Annotated in this window: 2 protein-coding genes; one reads left to right on the top strand and one right to left on the bottom strand. The window is 24.9% G+C overall.

Annotation, left to right across the window (positions count from 1 at the left end):
- On the top strand, nt 1-1,346 hold a 1,346-nt coding region (locus AC3WVG_RS11580; protein ID WP_488798275.1), incomplete at its 5' end, for a hypothetical protein.
- 2 nt (nt 1,347-1,348) lie between these two features.
- Here the strand turns inward: AC3WVG_RS11580 and AC3WVG_RS11585 are convergent.
- Nucleotides 1,349-1,771, bottom strand: coding sequence for a PKD domain-containing protein (locus AC3WVG_RS11585; protein ID WP_488798276.1), 423 nt, complete (start codon nt 1,769-1,771; stop codon nt 1,349-1,351).
- Between the last annotated feature and the right edge of the window lie 114 nt (nt 1,772-1,885).

A 1,885-nucleotide genomic window follows, 5' to 3' on the forward strand; every position in this document is an offset into this window, starting at 1 on the left:
AATCAAAATATTATAGATACTATTTTTTTAGTTTTATTACTATATCAATTATTCTATTTTCTATAACAGATATCTCTCAATATTTCAATAGAGCAAATGATTATATAAATAAACAGAGTTGGATTGAAATTGCATCTAAAAATGGGATAGTCAAACTAAGAGGAGATTTAGAGATTGTCTCTGAGGCAAGAGCCATTAATTTTGCAACATTAGCACATAGAGTATCAGATGGTAAAACTTTTTTTATTATAGCTTGTTTAGGTTATTTAGCTCTTTTATTAAAGTATAGAAGTATGATATTAACACTACCATTGATATTAATATTATTTGTCTCTCTATTTGCAGGTTTAAGATTTACAATATATGGAGTTCCTCTATTTGCTTTTACTCTTTTATATGGTATTGGATTAATATTTAAAATTGTTTTTCAAAATAGTAAATATTCTAATAAATTTGTAAATATAGCCATAAAAATATTTTTGATTGTTATCGTAACTATTTCTATAAATAATATTGTTCGCTATAATAAAAAACTTTCACCTTTCTATTTCTCCTCTGCAGATGATATACAAGCATTAAATGAGTTAAAAGCAATCTCCACACCAAATAGTTTTATTATTGCCCCTTGGGATTATGGTTGGCTTTTATGGTATTATAGTAATATAGGAACTATAGTAGATAATGGTAAACATGGAGAGGATAACTATATAGTATCAAAAATACTACTAAGTAATAATCAACAGTTTGTTAGAAATGCATCACTCTTTTTTATTAATAAATATAAAAAGAATAGTTTATCTAAAATAATGACTCCTTTTCTTAAAGAGTATTCAATAGACTATATTAAAAATATGGAAGAAAATAGTTTTAAATTATCTAATGGTAATAAAGATATTTATATACTATTACATATAGGAATGTTAAATACTTATGAGTCTATTGAAGAAGCTTCTAATATAGATACAAAAACTGGAAAGAGGTATCCATCTAATTTATATAATAGAATATTATTATCTAAAAGGTATGATAATACTCAAAAATTATTAAAAACAACAACTCAATTAAGTATAGATATAGAGCATGGAAGGATATTATCAACAAAGCCTAATGAAGATGCCGATGTAAAAGAGATTATTATCAAAAATGGCTCTAGTATAGAGTTTAGAAAATCTTATAATACGCCAAACAATATATATATTGTAATATATGGTGAAAATGTGCTTATAATGAATAAAAAACTCTATAACTCATTTTTGATACAAGCACTTCTATTAAATAACTATAATCACAATTTATTTGACGAAATTGCTAGAGATGATAATTTATTAATATTAAGAGTTAAATAGTTTTAAAATGGTAAAGGGTCATTATAAGTATCTTTTACCTCATACTCTACAACATTAATATTGATACTATCACTAGCTACTGCTCCATCATTATCCATAACAGTTAATGTGAGTTTATCAGTTCCTAATTGAGTTGGTATATAAGATACCATTGCAGTAGATGATAGAACCTCATCACCCTTTTTCCACTCATAGCTACTTATTACTCCATCTGGGTCTATTGCACTTCCCCAAATTGTTAGTGATACATTGATTTGAGCTTTTCTATCTTCTCCTGCATATACTCTTGGTTTTTGATTTTCTTCTGTAATTGAACTGTTTAAGTTGTTATTATCACTTAAATTACTACCTCCACCCCCTCCACAAGCTGTTAAAAATAGAGTAAGTAGAAATATTAGTTTTTTTTGATATTTTAATCTTTTCATAATTTAATCCTTAATCCCTGTTTGATATATTTTACTCTAAAAAATATGAAAGTTAAATAATTTATTTTAAATTTTCTAATTTTATTTTATTATTAAATTAAATATTATACAGAA

Source organism: Desulfovulcanus sp., assembly GCF_982781345.1.